This is a genomic window from Arthrobacter sp. CP30, from assembly GCF_053470025.1.
On record NZ_JBQEMM010000001.1, the window covers coordinates 268448 to 292493 of the forward strand.

The window sequence follows — 24046 nt, forward strand, 5'->3', positions numbered from 1 at the left end:
GCCCGCAAAAGGTTGCTCCTTCAACTTCCTTGGCCGCTGAGCTACCATTGACCGTGATCGAAAAGACCCGCCGCCGCGAGTCTTCCCGGGGCAAGATCATCGACCTGATCCGCTCCAGCGGGCCCATCAGCCGGGTCGAACTCGCCGAGAAGACCGGGCTGACCCAGGCCACCATCTCGACCCTGGTGCGCACCCTCCTCACCGAGGACATCATCGTCGAATCCGGTCGCGGCGAGTCGACAGGCGGCAAGCCACGCATGTTCCTGGAACTCAATCCGGCGTCGCGCCTGGCGGTCGGACTGCACATCGACCAGGACTACATCACGTACATCATCTCGGACCTCCGGGGCCACGTGGTGGGGCGGCGACGCGTGGACGGCCCGGGCGGAACCTCGCCCCTGACCGTGGTCAGCAGGATGACCCGCGACATCGACGCCCTCATCCTCGAGTCCGGTGTCGACCGGACGAGCATCGTCGGCATGGGCATCGCCACACCGGGGCCGCTCGACCGGGCAGCGGGCACGGTCCGGAACGCGCCCTCGCTCGAGACGTGGAGCGACTTCCCCATCCGGCGCGCCCTCACCTCCACCACCGGCTTCCACTGCGAATTCGACAACGATGCCACCGCCGCCGCCATCGGCGAGTACTGGCTCGGAGCCACCGAGGGCTATGCCAACTACGCCTCGGTCTACATGGGCTCCGGTATCGGCTCGGGCATCGTCATGGACGGCACCATCTACCAGGGCGTCAGCTCGAACGTCGGCGAGATCGGCCACGTCACCGTCGACGCCCGCGGACTGCCCTGCCCCTGCGGCAACATCGGGTGCCTGGAGCTGTACGCGAGTCCGCGCGTCGTCGTCGCACAGGCTGCAGAAGCGGCAGCGCGCGGCGAGCTGGGCATCCCCCTGACAGGCGTCATCTCCGAGGACTTCGCCGCACTCGGCACCGCCGCGGCGGACGGGGACGCCGTGGCCCTGCAGCTCATCCGGAACTCTGCCGAGTACGTGGCGAGTGCCGTGATCTCCATGGTCAACCTCCTCGATCTCCAGCTCATCGTCCTCGCCGGGAGCGCGTTCTCGACGGCCGGCGCCTTCTATGTGGACATCATCAGCGGGCTGCTCTCCCGGCGGGCGATGGCGCGCGCCATCCATCCGGTCGAGGTGCGCCTGTCGGTCAACGGCAACGACGCCGCGGCACTCGGCGCGGCGACCCTCGTCCTGCAGGACCGCATGTCACCCCGGTCCCTCCGCTCCGTCTCCTTCGCCTGACCGGGCGGACCCTCGCTCGACCCGGCCCGACCGACCGGCCGGAGAGGCACCGGCATCGGCCCTGGTGGCAGCCTCGGTAGGACGGGCCGCCGGCGGGGACCTACAGCGCCACGAGGGCGTCGATGATCTCGTAGGTCTCCGTCCGCGTGGTGTAGTCCACCCGCACGTCGATCAGCCGGATGGTGCCGGTCGCATCGGCCACGACCACCGTGGGGAACGGGATGGCGGCAGTGCTGTCCATGTTGCTCCCCGCCACGTCGATGCCGAGGGCCTCCCGGGCCCGCAGCGACTCCGGGCTGGGAGTCGTCACGATGCCGAGGTGCGCCGCGAGCGCATTGCCCTCGTCGGAGTACAGCTCGAAGTGCAGTCCGGCCTGTCGCCCTCCCCGCGCGGCCACATCCGGCGCCTGCGGGCTGACCGCGATCAGCCTGGTCCCGAAGGCCTCGACCACGGGGCGGAGCTCCCGCTGGTAGGTCTTGAGCGCGATACTGCAGTACGGACACCAGGACCCGCGGTAGAAGACGATGATCGCGGCGGCGGCATCGAGCACCGTGGACAGGCTCACGGTCCGGCCGGCGGCGTCGTGCAGGACCGCATCCGGGAGCCGGTCACCGACGCGGGCGATACCCTCCGGCAGTCCCGCGCGGCGGAGGTCCTCCTGCTCGCGGGCGAAGACCGCGGCGAGTTCCGGCCCCACCCGTGCCTCGAATTCCGGCCTGTAGCCGTCCACCTGAGACGCAATGGTGCGCGTGAACGCCGGTATCTGCTTCATGGTTCCCTCCAGCACAACCCGTCGCGGGTGCCTCCAACCGCGACAGGACCATTGTGGGCCAGGACACACCAAAAGCACAGCAGTGCCGGGCTTCCCCGCGCGGTGCAGGTGCTGGGCACCGGAGGAGTCGCTGCGCCGGACCTGCACCAATCCTTCGGCAGAATTCGGGGTAATCGCACCCCGGGGCGTGTAGGGCGCGGGAGAATGGAAGCAGTCCACGAGGACGGACGACCGGCGGGTGGCCGCCGGGCGACAAAGGCAAACCCGGTGCGAGCCGGGGACGCAAAGCCACGGGACCCACGCGGTCAGCCGGGCTACCGAACCAGCGAGGTACCCCGCATGAGCATCGTCCCCGCCCAGCCCCTCCCGCCCGGCACGCTCCCCGCCGCCGCCCGGATCCTGCTGCTCCTCACTGCGGTGGCCGTGCTGATGGTGGGTCTCACGCCTCCTCCGGCCGGCGCCGCGGCGACGATCACGCTGAGCAGCTCCGCCGGGACAGCCGGCGCAGGCGTCACCGTGACGGGTGCTGGCTTCCCCAAGCGCACGAAGGGGACCGTCGTCGCGGGCACCAGCCGCGTCGCGGTCACGACGACGTCGACCGGCACCCTCCAGGTGTCGATCGTGCCCGGCGGTTCGGGGACGGTGACCATCAGCGCAGCGGTCGGCAGCGCCGCTGCCTCCACCGGGTACACGGTCCTCGCGGCGGCGCCCGGGACCGACTCCTCCAAGGGCATCCGCTTCGGCGTCGGCACCGGTGGCGGTCCCGCCGCAGGGGGCGAGCTCGACGAGGTGGCAGCCCTGGCGGGCGAGGCTCCGTCGATCGTCCTCTCCTACAAGGACTTCAACCAGCCCGCGCCCATCGCGGAGCTGGAGGCCGTCAGGGCGCGGGGTGCCGAGACGCTGCTGACATGGGAGCCGTGGACCTGGGGCGGCGGCACCGAGCAGCCCGCCTACTCGCTCGACCGCATCGCCGCGGGCGACTTCGACGCCTACCTGCGTGAGTGGGGCAGCGCCCTCGGTCAGTGGGGCCGACCCGTCTACCTGCGGTTCGGGCACGAGATGAACGGCGACTGGTACCCGTGGTCCGAGGGCGTCAACGGGAACGGTGCGGGAGACTACGTGGCCGCCTACCGCCACGTGCACGACGTCGTCCGGTCCACCGGAGCCACGAATGTCAGCTGGGTCTGGAACCCGAACGTGCCCTACTGGGGCTCCATCCCGCTGGACGGCCTGTACCCGGGGCAGGGCTATGCCGACGTCGTCGCCCTCGACGGCTACAACTGGGGTACGTCGCAGTCCTGGAGCGGCTGGCAGGATCCTGCGGCGCTGTTCGGGGACGGCCTCGCGCAGCTCCGGCGCCTCGCACCCGGCACGCCCATCGTGATCGCCGAGACGTCCTCCTCCGAACTCGGCGGCTCCAAGGCCCGCTGGATCACGGACCTCTTCGGATACCTCTCCGCGCAGCCGGACGTGGTCGGCCTGGTCTGGTTCCACATCGCCAAGGAGGCGGACTGGCGGATCGACAGCTCCACGGCGTCGGTCGACGCCTTTGCTGCCGCCCTGGACGCGAGGCGCTGAGGACCTCTCCTCCTTCACGGCGCGGGCCCCCACATCGCGCGTCAGCGAAGGGGCTGACACCGCGGGCACCACCAGGTCCGGCGACGGCCCGGATCACCGGGCACCTCCGCCCGCACACGGATGGTGGTGCCGCAGCGCAGGCACGGCTTCCCGGCTCGTCCCGCGACCCAGTGCTGCTCCCCCTTCCGCGTCCTGCCGGTGGTGACCTGGTGGGCGCCGGGCTGGGTCGCCGAGAAGCGCAGGCACCGTGCGCCCAACGCCACGAGGGCCGGGACGTCGACGTCGGCCATCACCGTGTCGGGGTGCACGCCGCGCAGGAAGCAGAGCTCGTTGGCCCACAGGTTGCCGAAGCCCGCCACGTTGCGCTGGTCGAGCAGGGCTGCCGCCACCCGCTCGCCCGGGTCGCGTCGCAACCTCCGCACCGCCTCCTCGACCGACCAGTCCGGACGGAGCGGGTCCGGCCCGAGATGCCCGACGACGTCGTGTTCAGCGCGCGTGGCCACGAGGCCGACGACGGGCAGGGCCAGGCCGTAGGCCGTCGGCCCGTCCCTCACCGCCAGGATGACGCGGGCGTCGGGCAGGAGCGCGCGGGGAAGCGACCTGCCCGGCGCCGTCACCGTCCACGAGCCCTGCATGCGCAGGTGGGTGTGGAGCGTCACGCCGCCGTCGAAGCGGGTCAGCAGGTGCTTGCCGTGGGTGGTGTGCTCCATCAGCCGCATGCCGTCCAGCGAGTCGGTGGCATGCGCCGGTACGCGCAGGTCGCCGCGCTCGAGCGTGCGGCCGTCGAGGGACCTGCGCAGCCTCGCGGCGAGCCGGAAGACGCTGTCTCCCTCGGGCATGGAGCCTCCCTGCCGTTGCTCGTCGGGGCTGTGCGCGGTGGGCGCGGATGGATCCGGGCTACGGTACCGCCCGCCACCGACACGCGTGCGGCCCAGCCGCCGTCCGGTCGTCCGCGTCGTCGTCCGCGTCGTCGTCCGCGTCGTCGTCCACGACATCGTCCGCGTCGTCGTCCGCGTCGTCGTCCGCGTCGAGAACGCCGGGCGGACTCCCCGCTCGCTCCCGTCCACACGTCGTCGATCCCCCGCCGGATGGCTTCCGTTCTCGCCGGGCGACCGATATCATCGACCTTTGCCGGGCTTCCCGGCATGCGTGGTCCAGAAGCGGGCCCGGTCGCCCGTGTCCGCTCCGAACCACCGAACAGGCCCCCATGAGCACAAGACTCTCGCCCGCCGAGGACTTCCCGGAAGACCTCACCACGCTCGATCTCCCCACGGTCGAGGCGCTGAACAGCAAGATCCACCGCGAACTCGACTACGAGTACGCGCACGACGGCGAACCCTCCCTCGAGACCGAGATCCGCCACGAGGAACTGACCGAGGAACTGGACCGGCGCGACCGGCGCCCCGAGTCCTCGCCCGTCCTGCCCGACGTCGTCGAGCCGGCCCGCCGCTCCTCCTGACCAGGCCGGTGTCCTGAGGTACCGGTTTCCTCAGGACGCCGGGACTGCCTCCGACCATGGGCGCGACGACCGCACCGAGACCATCAGGACCAGGCAGGCCACTCCGGCGCAGCAGAGCATCACGACCGCCGTCGGCACCGGCGACGTCAGCCCGAAGGCACCGGTCAGCGGAGCGATCACGGCAGCGCCCACCATGTTCGCGGCGCCGAGCAGCGAGGCTGCCGTCCCTGCACGCGACCCGTGGCGCTCCAGCGCGGTGGCCTGCAGGGCCGGACTGATCAGGCCGAACGCGGCAGTGAAACCCATGACCGGTCCCACCAGGCCCCAGAGTCCGAGGCCCGGCAGCAGCACCACGCTCAGGACGAGGATCGAGGCCGCCAGCACCAGGGCGATCGCTCCGACGCGCACCGTGATCAGGGGCGAGGCCCGGCGCGCGATCAGCGCGCCCACCTGCGCGCCGACCACCAGGAGCGCCCCCTGGGCGGCGAAGACGAGTGCATACTCCGTGGGGCTCAGGCCGAACACCTCCTGCACCAGGAAGGCGCTGCCGGCCATGAAGGCCATCATCGCGGCGAAGAGCAACCCCCCGGCCACCGCGACGGACCGGAAACGCCCGTCGGTGGCCAGCGCAGCGTAGTCGTCCCGCAGCCTCGTGCCCTCCCGCAGGCGCCGGCGCTCCTCGGTATGGGTCTCGTTGCGGAGGAGGATCCCACCGGCCACGCAGAGCAGGACCACCCCGTAGGCCAACAGGGCCCAGAACAGGCCGCGCCACCCCACGACGCCGAGCAGCTGCGCGCCGAGCGCCGGCGACGCCACGACGAACACCCCCGAGACGATGGACAGACGGGCCAGGAACACGAGGAGCCGGCTGCCACTGTAGAGGTCGCGGACGATCGCGAGGGCGATGACGGCGCACGCCGCGGAGCCCATGCCCTGGACCGCCCTGCTCGCGATGAGCCAGCCCAGGCTGGGCGCCAGGGCGCAGGATGCCGTGGCGACGCAGTAGAGCACCATCATCACGGCGAGGGGGCGGGCTCGCCCGATCGCATCGGACACCGGCCCGGACGTGAGCTGACCGACGCCCATCCCGATGAAGGCGCCGGTGAGCGTGAGCTGGACCGCCGCCTCGTCCACGCCGAAGTCGCGGCGGATCGCCGGGAAGGAGGGCAGGTAGAGATCCATGGTGAGCGGCCAGATCACCTGCAGCATGGCGAGTGCCGCCAGGACGGGCAAGGCCCGACGCCGGGACGCCGACGGCACATCGGTGGTGGGACGGATGACGTCGAGCTCCGAGTGCACTGGTGACCCTTCGGTTGGATAGCGCTTTCCACACCATTCTCACGCATGGCCCCCGCCATCGGAACCCCGGCCGTCTACAGCACCGCTGCCGGCGAAACTCTGCTCGCAGCGCACCGGTGCCGTGGTCTAGATTCGATTGCACTGCAGACCGACGACAGGAGAACAGCGTGAAGAACAAACTCGTTTTCGCAGCGGGAATGGCTGCCGGATACGTCCTCGGGACGCGGGCCGGGCGGGAGAGCTACGAGCAGATCAAGGGCAAGGCGCAGCAGCTCTGGAACAGTCCGAAGGTCCAGGACACCGTCAGCTCCACGACGGACACCCTCAAGAGCACGACGCCGAAGGTCCAGGACACCCTCAAGGGAGTCCTGAAGAAGGACGGGTCGGGAGGTCCTGACGGTGCGGAGGCACCGCAGGATCCGGGCAAGGACGTCGGCGCGAGTGGGGACCTTCCCCTGGACCTCCCGCCCACCGCGAGCGCCATGGGTGGTGGATCCGGCAGCGCCGGCGGCACCACGGGCCCGAGCGGCGGTGATCCGCGCACCGTCGAGGACACCCCCTTCCAGGAGCAGGACGAGTCCACCCGTCCCGACCTCGGCAGGAGCTGACTCGGCCTCGGCGGCGAACAGGGCCCCGGCGTCGAGCCGGGGCCCTGTCCCATGCCGGGGCCCTATCCGCGGACGGCTTCCTCCGACGCGAGGGACGCCTCGGCCTCGTCCCGCACCATGACGGCATTGATGGCCACCGCGACGCGATAGGCGTCGCCCGCTGCCGGCAGCAGCTGCGCAGCCGGGTCGGCGGCGTTCCCCACTGCCCAGACCCGCTCGACCGAAGTCCGTCCGACCCCGTCCGTGGTCACGCAGCCGTCGTCCCGCATGGCGCATCCGAGCGCCTCGAGCAGCGGCAGGAAGGCGTCCGACCCTGGTTCGCCGAAGACCGCGGAGCACGGGACGGTCGCACCGCCGTCGAGCGCGACGCCCCGGACGGCCCGGGGTCCGCCGTCGTCGCCGCCCTGCAGCACGAGCCCGCGCACGGTCCCTCCGACGATCCGGATGCCGCGGCACCGGAGGCGGCGCTCGTCATCGTCGGACAACGCGCCGAGCACGTGCGGGAAGAAGGTGACGTCCTCCGACCACTGGCGGACGAGCAGGGCCTGCTGCACGGATTCGGAGGAGGACCCGAGCACTCCCAGCGCCTGGTCGCGGACCTCCCAGCCATGGCAGTACGGGCACTGCAGCAGGCCGCACCCCCAGGCCTCCCGCGCCCCGCCGATCCCGGGCAGCTCGTCGCGGAGCCCCGTGGCGACGACGACGTGCCTGCCGCGCACCGAGGCGCCGTCCGCCGTCCGGATGATCCAGTCCGCCCCGTCCGCCTGGGCATCCTCGGCCCTGCCGTCGATGAACGCGACCCCGTAGGGGTCGAGGTCCTGCCGGGCGAGATCCACGAGGTCGCCGGGACGGATGCCGTCCCTGGTGGTGAACCCGAAGGCCGCCCGGGCCGGCGCATTGCGCGGCGAGCCGTCGTCGATCACCGCCACCCGGCGTCGTGCCCGCCCGAGGACGAGCGCCGCACTCAGGCCCGCCACTCCGCCGCCGACGATCACGGCGTCGTACGCATCCTGCCTGTCCATGCCTTCATCCGATCACGCCTGCACCCACCGGGCAGGACGAAATACTCCTTGCCGTCCGCCGGGTCAGCCACGCCACGCCGTCCGCCGGGTCAGCCAGGCGACTCGCTCGGACCGGCGGGACCGAGGGCGCGCACCAGCGACGCGAACCGCTCGCTGCCGGCAAGGTCTTCGACCAGCACCGCCCGCCCCTCCGCATCGGCCAGCGGGATGCGCCAGTTCGGATACTCGTCATTGGTCCCGGGCTGGTTCTGGGTGCGCTGCTCCCCCACGGCATCCGCGAGGGCAACGCCCAGCAGGACGGAGGGCGTCTCCGCGATGAGGGCGTGCAGTGCCTCGACGGTCTGCTGCACCGACACGTCCCCGGCAGCCAGCAGACCGCGCGATCGCAGCAGGGAGAGGAACTTCTCCTGCACCGCGCGGTCCTCGGCCTGCTCCTCCTCGACGGGACGGCTGAGCAGGCCCAGCCGGTCGCGGAGCTTGACGTGCTCGCCCGCGAGGTAGCCCGCGGTCGGCGGGAGATCGTGCACGGTCACCGTGGTGAGGCACCCCTCCCGGTAGGACTCCGGCGGAAGCGGACCGTCGTCGTCCTGCTCGAACCAGAGGATCGAGGTCCCCAGGATCCCCCGCTCGGCGAGGTATTCCTGGACCCCCGGTTCGAAGACCCCGAGGTCCTCGCCGACCACGATCGCCCCGGCACGCTCCGCCTCCAGGGCGAGGATGCCGATCAGCGCCCGGTGGTCGTAGTACACGTACGCCCCCTCGCCCGGCGCCTGGCCCTGCGGGATCCACCACAGCCTGAAGAGTCCCAGGATGTGGTCCACGCGGATCCCCCCGGCGTGCCGCAGGATGTTCCGGAGCATGTCGCGGAAGGGTGCGTACCCGGCTTCGGCGAGGCGCTCGGGGTGCCACGGCGGCTGGCTCCAGTCCTGCCCGTGCTGGTTGAACATGTCCGGCGGGGCACCCACGCTGATGCCCGCCGCCAGCACGTCCTGCAACGCCCACGCGTCGGCCCCGCTCGGGTGGACGCCGACGGCGAGATCGTGCACCACGCCGATCGACATGCCCGCCCCGGTCGCCTCGAGCTGCGCCTCCTGCAGCTGCTCGTCGAGGAGCCACTGCAGCCAGGCGTGGAAGCCGATGCGATCCGCGTGCTGCTCGGCGAACGCTTCCGCGCCCGCCGACCCGGGCCGTCCGACGTCGTCCCATTCCTGCGCTCCGGGCTCCAGCGACTCCGCGAGGGCGGACCACAGCGCGAAGTCGGCCAGCCCCTGGCCCTGGTGCGCGCGGTAGGCATCGAAGTCGTGCTGGCGCTGTTCGGGGCGCTCCACGGCGTACACGAGCTCGAGCGCTTCAAGCTTCGCCGTATAGGTCGTGTCGCGGTCCAGCAGGTCCGCGGTGCGGTTGACCGCGTCGAATCCCGCCGCGAGTACCTCGATGCGCCGGCGGGCGGCGTCGTCGAGCCTCGCGTACTCCGGGATGTCCTCGATCCGGAGGTAGAGGGGGTGGAAGTAGCGCCGGGTGGTCGGCAGGTAGGGCGACGGCTCGACGGGGGGCTTCGGCTCGGCCGCGTGCAGGGGGTTCACCAGCACGAAGCCGCCGCCGTGCTCCGCTGCCGCGCGGGCTATCCCGGCCAGGTCCGCGAGGTCTCCGATGCCCCACGAATCCGCGGACCGGACGGAGTAGAGCTGCGCCATGATCCCCCAGGTGCGGCGGTCCAGCAGGGACGCCGTCGTGCTCAGCCGGTCCGGCGTCACCACGAGCGTGCAGGAGGACTCGACGCCGTCGACCCTCGCGTGCACGGTGTGCCAGCCGAGCGGCAGCGCGTGCGGGAGGGTGCCCTCGCGCCGTTCGAGGTCCTGCCCGTCGACGGCGCGCGTGACCGTGGCCTCGCCCACGGTCCCCGTATAGTGGACGCCGTCCTCGTCGACGGCCCAGAACTCGACATCGGACCCGGCGGGCACGTGGAGGTGCAGCGGATCGGTGTCACTGCTGCGTACGACGACGACGGCGGGCAGCACGGAACGCCACGGGCCGGCGTCCACCTCCGCCAGGGACCGGCTGATCTCGGTCTCCGACGAGGCAGCCACGCCGAGGGCCCCCAGCACGGTCTTCAGGGTCGCCTCGGACACCTGCGCTGATCCGCCGTCCCATCCCTTGAAGGTGGTGCCGACCCTGTGGGCCTCGGCCAGCTGCTCGAGCGGCGTCGGGGTCGTGGGTTCGGAGTCTTCGTGCAGTGTCGTGTCGGCCATGCTCCCAATCTAGGCGTGGATCAGCAGGCTTCGCATGTTCCCGGCGTCCCGGACGGGATGTGACGGGAGGGACGCCCGGCGCGGGGCCTCTGCCGGATAACAGGCCGGGTGACCCAGGGCAAGCTGCTCGTGCACGCCACCCCGGTCGAGCAGCCCGCGGCTCCGGGTGCGACCGTGGAGCATGGCGTACTTCCTCGAATACCTCGTCCCTGCCGAACACGACGGCGCGGAGGTGCCCGTGGATGCTCCGACCCCCGACGGCGGCACCGGAGAGCGTGTCATCCACCTCGACGCGCTGCCGGCGCGGAGCCGCATCTCGGCGGATTCCCTCGCGGACGCCCGGGCGGAGGCCGGGAGCGGCCGGCGGACCGGCTCCTTCCGCGAGGGTGAGGGGTGGACCGAGGGCTGACCCTTACCAGGTGTCCTTCGTGTAGGTCAGGTTGAGGCGGGCGATGAGCGAGCCCAGGACCTCCACGTCCTCCGGATCCCAGCTCCGCATGAGGGCGGTGAACGCCGTGCGGCGTCCGCTCTGAGCGGCCGCGAGCTGCTGCTCGCCGAGTGGCGTCAGGAGGACCCGCTGCGAGCGGGCGTCCAGCGGGTCGAGGCGGCGGGTCACGAGGCCCAGCCCTTCGAGGGCCCCGAGCTGGCGGCTCACCGAGGGCTTCCCGACGCCGATGCTCTGGGCTATGTCCGTGGCACGCAGGGACCCCTCGCGCTGCAGGAGCGTCAGGATTCCGTAGGCTGCGGGCTCCATCGCCGGGTGCACGTTCTTCGCCAGGGCATGGGAGGTGGTGCGCTCCCGCCTCCACAGCACGCTGGTCTGCTCCTCGAGCACCTCGATGGCACGTTCGAACTCCACGTCGTCGTGCCCCATCGCTGTCTCCATGGACGCATCGTATAGATGCCCGGAGCAAGCAGGACGGGTTTCGCCGGATAAGTCCGACTGTGTCCGACGTCTCACGTACCGATCAGGCCGCCGCCACGGACGAAACCGCGGTGCATCTCCGTCTGGTTGAGGGCCGAGAGGAGCTGGAAGCCGTGCAGCCCGTCCCAGCCGGCGGTCCAGGCGAGGCGCGACGCGAGCTCCCACACCGTGGGCTCCGGCCCCTCCTCACCGAGGATCGCGGCGACCTGCCGAGCCCGGGCCAGCTGGTGCCCGGCGCACGCCGCCGCCCGCTCCCCGAGCCCGGTGAAGCGGAAACCGTGGCCCGGCAGCGCCTCGTAGTCGCTCCACGGCGCCAGCGCCCCGACGGACGCGACGTAGTCGGCCAGCGGGTTCGTCGCCGTCGGCCCGCCGAGCCCCAGCCCGGGGAACACCGTCGGCAGCACGTGGTCGCCCGTGAACACCAGCCGGCGGGCGTCGTCACGCAGGCAGACGTGCCCGGCCGTGTGACCGGGGGTGGGCATCACGACGAGGCCGAATCCCGCGACGGGCAGCCGGTCGCCGCCGTGCAGCTCGTGGTCGACGGCGAGGACGAGGCCCTCCGGAGACCGGTCCACGTACTGCGCCAGCTCGGTCCGCCGCTCCTCGGGCACACCCCATCCCCCGAGCCGTCCGAGGGCCGCGTCGAGGTCCAGCAGCCGCGTGCTGTGCTGCTCCAGGGCCGCACGCTCGTCCGCGTGCATCCCCAGCGGGGCGCCGGACGCTCGCCGCAGCCGCGCCGCCATACCCACGTGGTCGGGGTGGAGGTGGGTACCCGTGATGCCCGAGACCGCTCCGGCGCCGGTCGAACCGGGCGCGACGACGGCGAGCGCGGCGAGCAGGCGCTCCCAGTTCCCGTCGGAGTCCCACCCGGGATCGACGACGTGGATACCGCCGTCGCCCGCGGTCAGCAGGTAGGTGAAGGAGTACGCGAGGTGCCCGCCGGGCATGGGCTGGGCGAGAGCCCAGACGTCGTCGCGCACCCGGTCGAGCTGCGGGAGCTCCCCGCGGTCGAGGGCATCGGACTGGGCGCTGCTGGTGCTTCGCATGGTTCCTTCCGGATGCCCTGCTCGGCGAGCAGGGCGGTGCAGTGCGGGTGCCACCGTCGTCGTGCCCACGCCGGAACGCCCGCCGATGAACGCCGACGGCACTGCCGTCGGCGTTCAGGGCGGGCGTCCGCGTGGTCGGCGTCAGCCGCCGAAGAGGGCGGCGACGCGCGTCAGGGTCTGGAAGATCCCGTAGGCGAGCGGCAGTCCGACGAGCGCCCAGACGACGGCGATGCGTGCTCCGGTCATGTCAGGCCTCCCTTACAGATTCGCGCTGTGAACCCTTGACCGGCTCGTGGAAGCGGGGGTCGACGGGCTTGATGAGCAGGTTGGCGATGAAGCCGATGATCAGCAGCCCCACCATGGTGAGCAGCGCCGGCTGGTAGGCGCCGGCGGTGAGCTCACCCGGCGTGCCCTGGGCATCGAGGAACGCGTTGACGATCAGCGGTCCGGCGATGCCCGCGGCGGACCATGCCGTCAGCAGGCGGCCGTGGATGGCGCCGACCTGATAGGTGCCGAACAGGTCGCGGAGGTAGGCCGGGACCGTGGCGAACCCGCCGCCGTAGAAGGAGATGATGACGAAGGCGAGGGCCACGAAGAGGAGCGTGGTCGAGCTGCCCGCGAGCGCCAGCACCAGGTAGAGGACGGCGCCCACGCCGAGGTACACCATGTAGATGCGCTTGCGGCCGATGATGTCGGACGTCGACGACCACACGAAGCGGCCACCCATGTTGCCGATCGAGAGCAGGCCCACGAATCCGCCGGCGACGGCGACGGTGACCGCCGTCGTGCCGTCCGCCGCGCGGAAGAAGTCCTGGATCATCGGCGACGCCTGCTCGAGGATGCCGATACCGGCCGTCACGTTGCAGAACAGCACGATCCAGACGAGCCAGAACTGGCGCGTCTTGATGGCGTTGGCCGCGGAGACGTTGTCCGTGGTGACGAGTGGCTTGGACTTGAGCTGGGAGGGGTCGAAGCCGTCGGGCTTCCAGCCGTCCGCCGGCACCTTGATGGTGAAGGCTCCGAACATCATGTAGACGAGGTAGACGACGGCGAGGGTCAGGAAGAGCTTGCCGACGGCGTCACCGCTGGCGACCCAGCCCTCGGCACCGGAGTTCGGGTCGTACATGCGCAGCAGCTGCGTGGAGAGCGGGCTCGCGATGAGCGCGCCGCCGCCGAAGCCCATGATGGCCATGCCGGTGGCGAGTCCCGGCCGGTCGGGGAACCACTTGATCAGGGTGGAGACCGGTGAGATGTACCCGATGCCGAGGCCGATGCCCCCGATCACGCCGTAGCCGATGTAGACGAGCCACAACTGGTTCGTGAAGATGCCGAGCGCTCCGACGAGGAAGCCGGAGGTCCAGAACAGCGCCGAGGTGAACATGGCCTTGCGGGGGCCGTTGCGGTCCACCCAGGTACCGAGGACGGCGGCGGACAGGCCGAGCATCACGATCGCGATCGAGAAGATGATGCCGATCTGCGTCAGGGTCGCGTCGAAGTGGTTGACCAGAGCGGTCTTGTAGACGCTCGTCGCATAGGCCTGGCCGATGCACAGGTGGACGGCGAGAGCCGCCGGTGGAATGAGCCATCGGTTGAATCCCGGTGGCGCGATGGTGTGGTCGCGGTCGAGCCAACTCATCGATAACCTCTCTGTCAGAATGAGTGGCCGCCCCCCGGCCATCGTTGATGAAGGCAATTATGCTGTGCGTCACACCGAACTGGCGAATGCGCGACGACCGGCGGTAGGTCTGGCGCGCCGAGCGGCGCCCTCCACCGAAAGATACCCAGCACCCTTAGCACTTCCCCTACACTGGCGCTCATGGCCATCACGGAACAGACCACCGATACCCGGCTCAAGCGCGGTATCTCGGGCCCCCTGCTGTACCTGTTCATCCTCGGCGACGTCCTCGGCGCCGGGGTGTACGCGCTGGTGGGGGTGATCTCCGCGGAAGTGGGCGGTGCCATCTGGATGCCCCTCATGGTGGCGCTCGCGCTCGCCCTGCTGACCGCCGGCTCCTATGCGGAACTGGTGACGAAGTATCCGAAGGCGGGCGGGGCCGCGGTCTTCGCCGAGCGTGCCTTCAGGAAGCCGTTCATCTCGTTCCTGGTGGGGTTCTGCATGCTGGCGGCCGGCGTGACCAGCGCGGCGGGCCTGGCGCAGGCCTTCGCCGGCGGGTACCTCACCACCTTCATCGACGTGCCCGCCGTTCCCGCGGCCCTCGTGTTCCTCGTCCTGCTGGCACTGCTGAACATGCGCGGCATCAAGGAATCGGTCCGCAGCAACGTCGTGATGACCGTGATCGAGGTCTCCGGGCTCGTCCTGGTCATCGTCGTGGTCGGCATCTTCCTCGCCGGAGGCAACGGCGACCTCTCGCGGGTCAACGACTTCCCGCCCGGAGTCAGCGCGGCGTCCGCCGTCCTCGCGGCGTCGCTGATCGCCTACTACTCCTTCGTGGGGTTCGAGGTGTCCGCGAACGTCGCCGAGGAGGTGCGGGATGTCAGCCGCGTCTATCCGAAGGCCATCTTCGGCGCCCTGCTCACGGCCGGTGTCGTCTATCTCCTGATCGGACTCGCCTCCTCGGCAGCACTCGCCCCGGAGGAGCTCGCCGGATCGAGTTCACCCCTGCTCGACGTCGTCGCCGCGACCGGCGCGGGCATCCCGACCTGGCTGTTCAGCCTCGTGGCCCTGATCGCCGTCGCGAACGGCGCGCTGCTGACCATGATCATGTCCAGCCGCCTCACGTACGGGATGGCGGAGCAGGGCCTCTTCCCCTCCGTCTTCAGCCGGGTCCTCCCCCGTCGCCGCACACCCTGGGTCGCCATCGTGGCCACGACCCTCGTCGCCATGGCCCTGAGCCTCACCGGCGGACTCGAGTCCCTCGCCTCGACCGTCGTCCTCCTGCTGCTCTTCGTCTTCCTCAGCACGAACATCGCCGTGATCGTGCTCCGGAAGGACCGGGTGGAGCACCAGCACTTCCGCATCCCGGCGATCTTCCCGTACCTGGCCATCGCGTCCTGCGTCCTGCTCCTCACGCAGCAGACCGGGGAGATCTGGCTCCGCACCGCCGTCCTCCTCGCGGTGGGGCTCGCCCTGTACGCGGTCCAGAAGCTCGTGCGCGGGCGCACCGGGGCCCGCACCGGATCGTAGGGCTGGCCGGGGCACGACGCCGTCCTGTCACCACGCGTGCGGTGCGGGCTTCCGGGTGCTCGGCAGGGCGTTGCTGAGGCGCCAGGCATGGATCCACTCGGGCAGCACGAGCTCCACCGGCGGCGCACCGAACGCCGCGATGATCTCCTCGTTCGGCACCGGTCCGGCCGGCGAGACGAGGCGCGTGGCGATGACGGCCCGCGCGTAGATCTCGCCGTCGGCCACCGCGCGCTGCTCGAAGTAGATGGCGCGCTCGTCCAGGCCGATGATCCTCGTCTCGATCGTGTACCGCTGGCCCAGCTGCAGCGACTTGCGGAAACTGATGGTCTCGCCCGCCGCGACAGGAGTCCAGCCGCGCCGGCGCATCCGGCGCCAGACCCCGCTGCGCACCATGAGGTCGAACCTCCCCAGATCGAACACGGAGAAGTACATGCCGTTGTTCATGTGCATCGCGATGTCGATGTCCGTGGGAAGGACCCGGAGCCCGATGGTGCCGGGCTGCCAGATCCCGAGGGGCGATCGCCGGCGGGACATCACCAGCAGCAGAAGCGTGCGGAGGATCAGGTGCATGCCGGTCATATTACTCGTCGGTAACATAGCCCTGCTCCGGCGGCGAGCCTAGACTCGGTTGATGACGCCCCCTTCTCCCCATGCCCTGTCCTTCGGCCGGTATCGGGAGCTGCTGGACCGCGAGTACCGCATGCTCGCCGACCTCGTCCACACCACCCTGGATCGGCCGGTCCCGGCATGCCCGGGCTGGACCGGCGAGGACCTCGCGAGGCATACCGCGATCGTCTTCCTGCACAAGGCCGAGACCATCCGGACGGGTGAACGGCCGAGTCACGGCTGGCCTCCGGTGAGCGTGGGCAGCCTCCCTCCGGCAGCCCTGCTCGCCCACTGCTACGACCGGCTCGTCGAACAGTTCGACGGACACGAGGCCGGCGATCGAGCCGAGACATGGGTAGCGGAGGACCAGACCGTGGGGTTCTGGATCCGGCGCCTGACGCACGAGACGGCCATCCACCGCTTCGACCTCGAGGAGGCCGCAGGAGCCGACACCACGCCCATGGACGTGGACCTGGCGATGGACGGGATCGACGAGGTACTCACCGTGATGCTGGGGCGTGGCCGTCCCGACCCGACGGCGTCCGGCTCGACGGTGCGGCTCGAGTCAGGCGGGCACTCCTGGGACGTGCACCTCGCCCCCGCGCGGGCCGTGGTGGATCGGGATGCCGCGGCCGACGGGCAGGAAGCGGTCAGGGCCGACGCCGAGGGGATGCTCCTGTGGCTGTGGGGCCGCACGGCAGGATCGGCACTGGAGGCGAAGCCGGCGGCAGGAGAGCTCCGGGCCCGGCTGGCTCGCGCCCTCTAAGTGGAATAAATCCTCCGGATAACTGTTCAAGCAGGTAGAGACATCGCCGATCCGAAGGACCAGTCATGACCGTCAGCACCCAGATCCAGCTCGCCTCCCGCCCCGTCGGCACTCCCGGCCCGGAGAACTTCTCGACCGCATCGGTCGAACTTCCCCACCTGGCTCCCGGGGAGGTGCGCGTCCGGAACGACTTCGTCTCCGTCGACCCCTATATGCGTGGCCGCATGAACGATGCGAAGTCCTATGTCCCGCCGTTCGGCCTCGGCGAGACGATGAGCGGCGGAGCCGTGGGACGTGTCGTCGAGTCGAGGTCCGACACCCTTCCGGTCGGGACCGGCGTGCTTCACGGGCTCGGCTGGCGGGATGTCGCCCAGGCTCCGGCCACGCAGTTCTCGCCGCTGCCCGAGACCGGCCTGCCCCTCTCCGTGTTCCTGGGTGCGGCCGGCATGACGGGACTCACGGCCTACGCCGGACTCAAGCGCGTCGCAGGGCTGAGGGAAGGCGACGTCGTGTTCATCTCGGGTGCCGCAGGCGCCGTCGGATCCATCGCCGGGCAGGTGGCCCGCAAGCTCGGCGCCTCCCGCGTCATCGGCTCGGCGGGGTCGGCGGAGAAGGTCGCGCTGCTCACGGACAGGTACGGCTACGACGACGCCTTCAACTACAAGGACGCCCCGGTGCGGGAGCAGCTGCTCGCGCTCACGCCCGACGGCATCGACGTCTACTTCGACAACGTCGGCGGGGACCACCTCGAGGCGGCACTCGATCGCCTCACGACCGGCGGCCGCGCGGCCCTGTGCGGCGCCATCTCCCAGTACAACAGCACCGAGCGCTCGCCGGGGCCGGACAACATGGCCAACCTCGTGACGCGCTCACTGAAGCTCGAGGGCTTCATCGTCGGCCGGCACCAGGACCTGCAGCCGGAGTTCGCGGAGAAGATGACGGGCTGGCTGGCGGACGGCAGTGTGGTCTTCGACGAGACGGTGGTGGACGGCATCGAGAACGCCGCCGAGGCGTTCCTCGCCATGATGAGCGGCGCCAACACGGGAAAGATGCTCGTCCGCGTCTGAGCCACGATCCCGCAGCGGGCCCGCCATCGCGAGCCTTCGGGCACGTGCACGAGCTCCCGTCGGAGGACGGCTCGACGACCATGGTCGAGAGGATCGCCCCGTCTCGGCGCCCTTCGGCGCCGTCGGGCCGGTGGCGGAGCGCTGACTGCTCCGGCCGCACCTGCGCAGCCTCCTCCGGAAACGCAACCTGTACGTGGTCCCCGCGTCGTCCTGCCTGCCCTAGTCCTCGCCGCGGGAGCGCAGCGACGCTTCGAGCCGCCGGCGCTGATCGGCCGGAAGGAGCAGCCTGTACTGGGGGAACTCCACGAGGAACTCGCGCACGCGGGGGCAATAGGGCACGACGGCGATGCGTCGCCGGTGAGCGCTCAGGAACACCTGCCGGATGAGTGCGGGCTCCACGTCCACGGCGTCGAAACGCGGATCGACGACGGCCTGGATGAGCACCGCGTGCGACCCCTTCATCTCGTACTTCACGTGACCCACCATGGTGCCGTCGCTGAAGAGCTCGAAGCGGGAGAACAGGGAGTTGTCGCGGAACCCGCTGCGGGTGCGCGCGGGCTCTGCGCGTGACTCGGCCTGGACCTCTCGCCGCTCGATCTCCTCGACCAGCACCTCGTACTGGTGCAGGGCGTCCATCGGAGGGAAGTCCCGGTCCAGGAGGCGGTACGTCTGGTTGCAGAGAACCCGCAGCTGGCGGGTCGACACGACGGTCAGGTCGTCCGGGAAGTCCGCGTCATCGGCCCGGGCGGACGGGACGGTCGTGATCGCCGGTGCCGCACCCCACCCGAACTGATCCTGCTCGGTTGGTTGCATCGACTGCGGACGGTATTCGACGAACGGGGAAGTTTCCATGGTCAGCTCCACGATGGTGGTTCGATGGCCCGCTGCTAGGCCCTGCTGAGACTATAGGCCGATTCTTTCCCGATGTGAAATTAAGTACCCTTACTACTTTCGACCGCGCCGCCGGGGCCGGCCGGTCGCCCTTGAACCAATCTTGAGGTCTCACACGGGAGGGCTTGAAGCGCGGGGCGCTACGGTGACCGGAGCAGACGGGTCCCGCCGCACCCGTGCAGTCATGGCCGAAGGAGCCCGCCGTGCAGTTCGAGACCGCCCACTCGGCCATGACGACGTCACTGCTGACGCTCGACGAGGTCCACCGGCACTACGTGAACTCCGGTGGCTCCTTCGACCGCCTCGAGATCGACGCCTACCTCCACGGCCTCGCCCCGCTGCCCCGCGAGGAGCGGGACTGTCTTGCGCAGGCCGTCAACGAACTGCTCGACGACCTGACCGCGGCAGGCCTCGCCGTCCGGTCCCCGCGCGCGACCTACAGCGAGACGTGCAGTACCCGCCGGGTGTCGCCGGCCCTCGGGTCGGGTGTCGCCACGCGGAGGATGATCGCCTGATCCCCGGTCCCGGTCCCGGTCCCGGTCCCGGTCCCGGTCGAGGATCCCGGGGCGCAGCAGGGGGTGGGGTGCGTCCGGTCACGGCAGACCCTCACAACGAACCCATGAACGCTTTCGTCGCCTCGATGATGTCCGACTGCACGGTGTCCCTCCCGGCCGTCGCGGCGCCGTCGCCGGGTTGCTGCCCGTAGTCGCCGAAGAAGGCGTGGACACCCCCGGGAACCTCGGTGAAGCGGGCGCCGGTGGGCAGCAGTTCCCGTGACGCGGTGATGTCGGCACGCGTGGTCAGGCCGTCCTCGGACCCGCTGACGGACAGCACCTCGAGGCCGCTCCCCGAGAGATCGTCGAGGGGGTAGGAGGCCCACAGCAGCAGGCCACTGACGTCCGCGTCGCCGGCTGCGAAGATCGAGGCCGAGACGCCTCCGAGCGAGTGTCCATCCACGGCCCAGGTCACCACCTCGGGGTGCGCCTCCATCACCGGACCCGCCTGTGCGGAATCGACCAGCGAGATGCCGAGTGGTTCCTTGAGCACGACGACGAGCGTCCCCTCCCTCGCCACCTCCGCGAGCAGCGGGACGTAGGCGAGGGCCTCGACCCGTGCCCCCGGGTAGAACACCAGACCACGCGTCACGACCTCCGGTGCGTCCCCGGTCGACACGAGGGTGATCGACGTCGCGTCCTCCACGAGGCCCACGTCCACCAGCGCCACCCCTTCCCCGAGCCGTCCGGCATCATCGCGGAACGGGAACGGTGCGAGCCACGCCAGGGCCGCCATCACGCCGATCACCAGGAGGGCCGCGAGGCCCTGGAGAACCGCCCTGCGCCGACCGACCCGCACGTCCCGCCGCCGGGACCGGAGCAGCAGCGCCGCGACGAGGAGTCCCGAGAGCAGGGCGACGGCCAGGAGTGACGGCAGGAGCGGATGCGACCGCGGGACGGCAGGATTCGTGGCGATGAGCCACGCCGGGGTCAGGATCAGGGCGACGGCGGTGCAGACGGCGGGGATGCGCGAGGGCATGGGGCCCCTTTCCGGCGCTGCGCGCCATCGATCCACCCATGATATCTCCATCATGGAGATACTGCCGCGGCACGGTTGACGGCGTGCTCGCCCCCGGGACAGGGTTGACCTGCCCCCCACCCCCGATCAGGAGATCCCATGGCACTCGCTCCCACCGTCCAGCTGCGCAGCGGCGCACGCCTGCCCCTCCTCGGCCTCGGCACGTGGCCCCTGAAGGACGACGAGGCGGCCACGACCGTCGAGCGGGCGATCAGCGCGGGATACCGGCTGATCGACACCGCCGAGAACTATCGCAACGAGAAGGGCGTGGGTGAGGGTGTCCGCCGCTCGGGGGTCCCCCGCGAGGAGCTGTTCATCACGACGAAATTCAACCGCGAGCACCACAGCGTCGACGGCGTCCGTCGGGCCTTCGAGACGAGCGCGGACCTGCTCGGCGTCGATTACGTGGACCTCCTGCTCGTCCACTGGCCGAACCCTGGGCAGGGCCGCCACGTCGAGGCCGTCCAGGGCATCGCCGCACTCATGGACGAGGGCCTGGTCCGGGCGATCGGCACCTCCAACTACAAGCCGTCACACCTGCAGGACGTCATCGATGCCGGGATCGTGCCCGACGTCAACCAGATCCAGCTCGACCCGCAGCGTCCGCGGATCGTGGACCGCGCCTTCCACGACGAGCACGGCATCGTGACGGAGTCCTGGAGCCCGCTCGGGCAGGGCAGCGGACTGCTCGACGAGCCGGCGGTCCGGGCCATCGCGGAGGCCCATGGCATGACTCCCGCCCAGGTGGTGCTGCGCTGGCACGTGCAGCAGGGCCTCGTCGCCATCCCGAAGTCCTCGCATCCCGAGCGCCTCGCGCAGAACCTCGACGTCTTCGACGTCGAGCTCTCGGGCGAGGAAGTGGCGAGCCTCTACCTCCTGGAGAGCCAGGAGGTGGAGATCGTCGATTCGGACGAGTTCGGCCACTGATCGGCGTCACCGGCCACGGTGGACGGCACGGAGCACGGCGACCCTCTCGGACGGGAACCAGTCCACCTGCATCCTCGGGAGCCCCGACCGCGAGGATGCCCGAGGCACACGGGCGTCACGGCGGCCCGCCACCTCGGCATATCCTTGTCGAGGTGCTTCCCTGCCCGGCAGCCCGAGCGCCCTGACCGGCGCACCGCGGCCGACGCCGGGCCCGACCGGAACCCATGGACCGATGCCGGGAGGATGGTGGGCGCGTGCTCGAGATCGCCGTGATCCTTGTCGCCGGTTTCTGGGCGGGCATGATCAACGTCGTGGTCGGTTCGGGCACCCTGGTGACCTTCCCCACCCTCCTGCTCTTCGGCTACCCGCCGATCGTCGCGAACATCTCGAACAACATCGGGCTCGTCGGGGGAGGCCTGTCGGGGTCCTGGGGGTACCGACGCGAGATCAGCGCCAACAGGGGGTTGCTCCTGCGGTTGCTCCCGCTGTCTGTGCTGGGCGGACTGGGCGGCGCCCTCCTGTTGCTGGTCCTTCCGCCCGAGGCCTTCCAGGCGATCGTCCCGATCCTCATCATCGCCGGACTCGCCATGGTCGCCCTGGCGCCACGCGTGCAGCGGGCCGCGGCGGCGAAGGCCGGCGAGGCCGCGCCGGACACCCGCCCCTCCCGGCGTCGTTCGCTGCTCCTGCTCGCCGGCATCGCCGTCCTGGGCGTCTACGGCGGCTACTTCGGAGCGGCGCAGGGCATCCTGATCGTCGGCCTGATGAGCATGGTCACCATCGAGAGCCTGCAGCGCATCAACGCGATCAAGAACGTGCTCACGACGGCGGTCAACGCGGTCGCCGCCATCACCTTCATGCTGTTCGCCTGGGATTCGATCGACTGGGCCGTCGTCCTCATCATCGCCGTCGGCGCCACGCTCGGCGGCCTCCTCGGAGCGAAGGTGGGACGGCGGCTCTCCCCGCTCGCCCTGCGCGCCACCATCCTCGTCATCGGCACTGCCGCCCTGATCCGGCTCGTCTTCTTCGGCTGACCGTTCTTCCGCCCCCGCCTCCCCCCAGGACCCCATGCAACGCTTCACCTGCGCCGTGTGCGCCTCCCCCCTGTTCTTCGAGAACTCCCGCTGCCTCGCCTGCGGCACGCAGCTCGGCTTCCACCGCGGCGAACGGAGCATCACCGCCCTCGACGACGACGGCCGCTATGTCGATCGCGCGGGCCAGTCCCTCGTGCGGTGCGTCAACCTGACGCTGTCCGGCTGCACCTGGCTGGTGCGCGAGGAAGGGGACGAGTGCTTCAGCTGCACCCTCACGCGCACCCGCCCGGACGACCACGACACCACCGGGCTGGCGCAGTTCCTGGACGCGGAGCGGTCAAAGCGGCACCTCATCTACGAACTCGACACCCTCGGCCTGCCGATCGAGGACAAAATCAGCAACCCGGAGCGGGGACTGGCCTTCGACCTCCTCTCCAGTGTCGAGGAGAAGGTGGTGATCGGCCACCAGAACGGTCTCATCACCATCGACCTCGCAGAGACGGTCGATTCCCACCGGGAGAAGATGCGCGCGAAGCTGGACGAGCCGTACCGCACCATGCTCGGGCACTTCCGGCACGAGACCGGTCACTACGTCGAGGGGACCCTCGTGTTCTCGGACCCCGAGATGACCGAGCGTGCGCGCGACATCTTCGGCGACGACCGCGACAGCTACCAGGATGCGTTGAAGCGGCACTACGACCAGGGCCCGCCGGAGGGCTGGGAGAAGAACCACATCTCGCAGTACGCGACCATGCACCCGTACGAGGACTTCGCCGAGACCTTCGCCCACTACCTGCACATCTGTGACACCGTCGATACAGCCCTGCAGTACGGCGTGGCGGGCGGACCCGGACCGGACACGACGGCCGATTTCGGCGAGGTGGTGCGCGAGACCTGGATCCCGCTGTCGGTGGCCCTCAACCAGGTGAACCGCAGCATGGGCGCGAACGATCTCTACCCGTTCGTGCTGCCGCCGGCGGTCATCGCCAAGCTCGAGTTCGTCCACCGGCTGCGTGCGGGCAGTGCCCCTGCGACGACGCGGACCTCCACCACAGGACCGTCAGCCGCACACTAGGCGCTACGGCCAGAGCAACTCGCGCCGCCAGCCCTCCCCGAAACGGGTGTAGAGCAGGCGGGTATGGCGGCGCTCCTGGTCGGCCTGCCAGAACTCGACGGCGTCAGGTGCCACCGTGAACACCGTCCAGGTGGTGGACGCGAGTCCTTCGGTCGCCTCGATGCGCTCCACCTGGCTCTCGACGGCGGCGTCCAGCCCTGCCCTGTCCTGCAGGGGCGAGCTCTGGCTGCCGGCCAGCACCAGCGCACGGGCCACCGGATGGCGGCGCTGGAAGTCCGCGTCGTTCTCCTCCGTGGTGCCCGTGGACACTCCGCCCCGGATCCGCACCTGGCGGCCTGCCGCGGGCCAGAAGAACGTGAGGGCAGCCTTCGGGGTGGCCGTGAGCTGGCGGCCCTTGGGGCTGTCCCTGCTCGAGGCGACCTGGAATCCGTCCTCCGTCAGGTCCTTGAGGATCACCACGCGGGCGTCCGGCGCGCCGTCGGCGTCGACGGTGGCGAGATGGACCGCGTGGGGCGCTGCGACATCGTCCGCCACCGCCGTGCGCAGCCAGTCCAGGAAGAGGTCGAGCGGCGAGGCGGGCGCCGAGGCCGGGTCGAAGGGCGGCATCTCGTCGGGGAACACGGGAACGCCACGGACGATATCGCGGATGGGACCTGGATCGCTCATGCCGCCAGCCTAGACCCGGGCCGAGACGTTCCGGTGCCGCGCCGACGGCCGGTGGAGGGTGCCCTAGCAGGACG

At 70.6% G+C, this 24046-nt stretch carries 26 protein-coding genes and 1 riboswitch; of the genes, 12 read left to right on the top strand and 14 right to left on the bottom strand.

Going from position 1 to position 24046, the window contains the following annotated elements; all coding sequences use genetic code 11:
• Positions 1 to 53 precede the first annotated feature (53 nt).
• Positions 54 to 1268 (top strand): ROK family protein, encoded by a 1215-nt coding sequence (locus tag ACTIMO_RS01265; RefSeq protein ID WP_448181211.1) that lies wholly within the window; start codon positions 54 to 56, stop codon positions 1266 to 1268.
• A gap of 100 nt (positions 1269 to 1368) precedes the next feature.
• Here ACTIMO_RS01265 and ACTIMO_RS01270 read toward each other — a convergent pair whose 3' ends face one another.
• Complete coding sequence (locus ACTIMO_RS01270) at positions 1369 to 2040, bottom strand: peroxiredoxin-like family protein (protein ID WP_422390738.1); 672 nt, start codon at positions 2038 to 2040, stop codon at positions 1369 to 1371.
• 247 nt (positions 2041 to 2287) lie between these two features.
• Positions 2288 to 2362, top strand: a riboswitch (cyclic di-GMP riboswitch).
• Positions 2363 to 2379: 17 nt separating this feature from the next.
• Between ACTIMO_RS01270 and ACTIMO_RS01275 the strand changes: the two genes are divergently transcribed.
• Positions 2380 to 3618 carry a glycoside hydrolase family 26 protein gene (locus ACTIMO_RS01275; protein ID WP_448181212.1) on the top strand — a complete coding sequence of 413 codons (1239 nt, stop codon included), beginning with the start codon at positions 2380 to 2382 and terminating at the stop codon, positions 3616 to 3618.
• A gap of 41 nt (positions 3619 to 3659) precedes the next feature.
• On the opposite strand, the gene ACTIMO_RS01280 is transcribed toward ACTIMO_RS01275, so the two are convergent.
• Together ACTIMO_RS01280 and ACTIMO_RS01285 are read right to left on the bottom strand one after the other, a co-directional pair.
• Positions 3660 to 4457, bottom strand: a complete 798-nt coding sequence (locus ACTIMO_RS01280) for a DNA-formamidopyrimidine glycosylase family protein (protein ID WP_448181213.1) — start codon at positions 4455 to 4457, stop codon at positions 3660 to 3662.
• Between the two features lie 58 nt (positions 4458 to 4515).
• On the bottom strand, positions 4516 to 4740 hold the full coding sequence (locus ACTIMO_RS01285) for a hypothetical protein (RefSeq protein ID WP_448181214.1): 225 nt from the start codon (positions 4738 to 4740) through the stop codon (positions 4516 to 4518).
• A gap of 85 nt (positions 4741 to 4825) precedes the next feature.
• Between ACTIMO_RS01285 and ACTIMO_RS01290 the strand changes: the two genes are divergently transcribed.
• Entirely contained in the window at positions 4826 to 5077 is a 252-nt protein-coding gene (locus ACTIMO_RS01290) for a hypothetical protein (protein ID WP_448181215.1), read from the top strand.
• Between the two features lie 30 nt (positions 5078 to 5107).
• Here the strand turns inward: ACTIMO_RS01290 and ACTIMO_RS01295 are convergent, their stop codons facing one another.
• Complete coding sequence (locus ACTIMO_RS01295; protein WP_448181216.1) at positions 5108 to 6376, bottom strand: multidrug effflux MFS transporter; 1269 nt, start codon at positions 6374 to 6376, stop codon at positions 5108 to 5110.
• A gap of 167 nt (positions 6377 to 6543) precedes the next feature.
• Here ACTIMO_RS01295 and ACTIMO_RS01300 point away from each other — a divergent pair, with 167 nt between their 5' ends.
• Positions 6544 to 6984, top strand: coding sequence for a YtxH domain-containing protein (locus tag ACTIMO_RS01300; protein ID WP_422390742.1), 441 nt, complete (start codon positions 6544 to 6546; stop codon positions 6982 to 6984).
• A 62-nt stretch (positions 6985 to 7046) separates the two neighbouring features.
• Here ACTIMO_RS01300 and ACTIMO_RS01305 read toward each other — a convergent pair whose 3' ends face one another.
• Together ACTIMO_RS01305 and malQ are read right to left on the bottom strand one after the other, a co-directional pair.
• A complete protein-coding gene (locus ACTIMO_RS01305) occupies positions 7047 to 8006 on the bottom strand; it encodes an NAD(P)/FAD-dependent oxidoreductase (RefSeq protein ID WP_448181217.1) in 960 nt (319 codons plus the stop codon).
• A gap of 89 nt (positions 8007 to 8095) precedes the next feature.
• On the bottom strand, positions 8096 to 10255 hold the full coding sequence (malQ, locus tag ACTIMO_RS01310; RefSeq protein ID WP_422390744.1) for a 4-alpha-glucanotransferase: 2160 nt from the start codon (positions 10253 to 10255) through the stop codon (positions 8096 to 8098).
• A 181-nt stretch (positions 10256 to 10436) separates the two neighbouring features.
• Here malQ and ACTIMO_RS01315 point away from each other — a divergent pair, with 181 nt between their 5' ends.
• The gene (locus ACTIMO_RS01315) at positions 10437 to 10664 is read left to right on the top strand and encodes a hypothetical protein (protein ID WP_448181218.1); all 228 of its coding nucleotides are present in this window, start codon (positions 10437 to 10439) and stop codon (positions 10662 to 10664) included.
• 3 nt (positions 10665 to 10667) lie between these two features.
• Here ACTIMO_RS01315 and ACTIMO_RS01320 read toward each other — a convergent pair whose 3' ends face one another.
• The 4 genes from ACTIMO_RS01320 to ACTIMO_RS01335 all read right to left on the bottom strand — a co-directional run bounded on the left by ACTIMO_RS01320 (position 10668) and on the right by ACTIMO_RS01335 (position 13862).
• Complete coding sequence (locus tag ACTIMO_RS01320; protein WP_055766901.1) at positions 10668 to 11141, bottom strand: MarR family winged helix-turn-helix transcriptional regulator; 474 nt, start codon at positions 11139 to 11141, stop codon at positions 10668 to 10670.
• A 71-nt stretch (positions 11142 to 11212) separates the two neighbouring features.
• Positions 11213 to 12226, bottom strand: a complete 1014-nt coding sequence (locus ACTIMO_RS01325; RefSeq protein ID WP_448181219.1) for an MBL fold metallo-hydrolase — start codon at positions 12224 to 12226, stop codon at positions 11213 to 11215.
• Positions 12227 to 12367: 141 nt separating this feature from the next.
• The gene (locus ACTIMO_RS01330; RefSeq protein ID WP_414826595.1) at positions 12368 to 12472 is read right to left on the bottom strand and encodes an MFS transporter small subunit; all 105 of its coding nucleotides are present in this window, start codon (positions 12470 to 12472) and stop codon (positions 12368 to 12370) included.
• Position 12473: 1 nt separating this feature from the next.
• On the bottom strand, positions 12474 to 13862 hold the full coding sequence (locus ACTIMO_RS01335) for an OFA family MFS transporter (RefSeq protein WP_448181220.1): 1389 nt from the start codon (positions 13860 to 13862) through the stop codon (positions 12474 to 12476).
• Between the two features lie 180 nt (positions 13863 to 14042).
• Between ACTIMO_RS01335 and ACTIMO_RS01340 the strand changes: the two genes are divergently transcribed.
• Positions 14043 to 15371 (top strand): APC family permease, encoded by a 1329-nt coding sequence (locus tag ACTIMO_RS01340; RefSeq protein WP_055766893.1) that lies wholly within the window; start codon positions 14043 to 14045, stop codon positions 15369 to 15371.
• Positions 15372 to 15398: 27 nt separating this feature from the next.
• On the opposite strand, the gene ACTIMO_RS01345 is transcribed toward ACTIMO_RS01340, so the two are convergent.
• Positions 15399 to 15941: an acyl-CoA thioesterase gene (locus ACTIMO_RS01345; protein WP_055769072.1), complete on the bottom strand. Its 543-nt coding sequence runs from the start codon at positions 15939 to 15941 to the stop codon at positions 15399 to 15401.
• A 61-nt stretch (positions 15942 to 16002) separates the two neighbouring features.
• On the opposite strand from ACTIMO_RS01345, the gene ACTIMO_RS01350 reads away from it, so the two are divergent.
• The gene (locus tag ACTIMO_RS01350) at positions 16003 to 16743 is read left to right on the top strand and encodes a maleylpyruvate isomerase family mycothiol-dependent enzyme (protein WP_055766890.1); all 741 of its coding nucleotides are present in this window, start codon (positions 16003 to 16005) and stop codon (positions 16741 to 16743) included.
• Positions 16744 to 16808: 65 nt separating this feature from the next.
• A complete protein-coding gene (locus ACTIMO_RS01355) occupies positions 16809 to 17810 on the top strand; it encodes an NADP-dependent oxidoreductase (protein ID WP_448181221.1) in 1002 nt (333 codons plus the stop codon).
• A 219-nt stretch (positions 17811 to 18029) separates the two neighbouring features.
• Here the strand turns inward: ACTIMO_RS01355 and ACTIMO_RS01360 are convergent, their stop codons facing one another.
• A complete protein-coding gene (locus ACTIMO_RS01360; protein ID WP_422390749.1) occupies positions 18030 to 18662 on the bottom strand; it encodes a GNAT family N-acetyltransferase in 633 nt (210 codons plus the stop codon).
• Positions 18663 to 18904: 242 nt separating this feature from the next.
• Here ACTIMO_RS01360 and ACTIMO_RS01365 point away from each other — a divergent pair, with 242 nt between their 5' ends.
• Positions 18905 to 19216 (top strand): hypothetical protein, encoded by a 312-nt coding sequence (locus tag ACTIMO_RS01365; RefSeq protein ID WP_422390750.1) that lies wholly within the window; start codon positions 18905 to 18907, stop codon positions 19214 to 19216.
• A gap of 91 nt (positions 19217 to 19307) precedes the next feature.
• Here ACTIMO_RS01365 and ACTIMO_RS01370 read toward each other — a convergent pair whose 3' ends face one another.
• Positions 19308 to 20234, bottom strand: coding sequence for an alpha/beta hydrolase (locus ACTIMO_RS01370; protein ID WP_448181222.1), 927 nt, complete (start codon positions 20232 to 20234; stop codon positions 19308 to 19310).
• 138 nt (positions 20235 to 20372) lie between these two features.
• Between ACTIMO_RS01370 and ACTIMO_RS01375 the strand changes: the two genes are divergently transcribed.
• The 3 genes from ACTIMO_RS01375 (at position 20373) to ACTIMO_RS01385 (ending at position 23306) form a co-directional block, all read left to right on the top strand.
• Positions 20373 to 21200, top strand: coding sequence for an aldo/keto reductase (locus ACTIMO_RS01375; protein WP_448181223.1), 828 nt, complete (start codon positions 20373 to 20375; stop codon positions 21198 to 21200).
• Positions 21201 to 21454: 254 nt separating this feature from the next.
• A complete protein-coding gene (locus tag ACTIMO_RS01380; RefSeq protein WP_448181224.1) occupies positions 21455 to 22231 on the top strand; it encodes a sulfite exporter TauE/SafE family protein in 777 nt (258 codons plus the stop codon).
• A gap of 34 nt (positions 22232 to 22265) precedes the next feature.
• Positions 22266 to 23306: a zinc-binding metallopeptidase family protein gene (locus ACTIMO_RS01385; RefSeq protein WP_448181225.1), complete on the top strand. Its 1041-nt coding sequence runs from the start codon at positions 22266 to 22268 to the stop codon at positions 23304 to 23306.
• Positions 23307 to 23309: 3 nt separating this feature from the next.
• Here ACTIMO_RS01385 and ACTIMO_RS01390 read toward each other — a convergent pair whose 3' ends face one another.
• Positions 23310 to 23972 carry a pyridoxine/pyridoxamine 5'-phosphate oxidase gene (locus ACTIMO_RS01390; RefSeq protein WP_055766873.1) on the bottom strand — a complete coding sequence of 221 codons (663 nt, stop codon included), beginning with the start codon at positions 23970 to 23972 and terminating at the stop codon, positions 23310 to 23312.
• Positions 23973 to 24046: the final 74 nt, after the last annotated feature.